Consider the following 232-nt stretch of genomic DNA (forward strand, 5'->3'; position numbering starts at 1 on the left):
CCTGCTCCTGCGAAAGCTGGAGACCAAGTTCCTCCTGCATCTGCACTTCCGCCTAACTGAGCGAATAATGCCGCTGCTGTTACAGTGCTGCCTGAACAAATCGTCAATGTTCCGTTTGTTCCTGCATCTGGCTGCGCCTGCTCTGTTACTGAAACTGTCGAAACAGCATCAACAGTACATGGAGCTGTAGCCGCCACAGTATAAGTATACGTTCCTGCTCCTGCGAAAGCTG

1 protein-coding gene is annotated in these 232 nt (G+C 51.7%); it reads right to left on the reverse strand.

Annotated features, from left to right (window positions below; genetic code table 11):
• Nucleotides 1–232, reverse strand: a 232-nt coding sequence (locus ACHRVL_RS23105) for a hypothetical protein (protein WP_395415607.1), incomplete at both ends; no start/stop codon positions are given.

Origin of the sequence: Flavobacterium sp. FlaQc-28, from assembly GCF_044007415.1 — a bacterium.
Lineage (GTDB): Bacteria > Bacteroidota > Bacteroidia > Flavobacteriales > Flavobacteriaceae > Flavobacterium.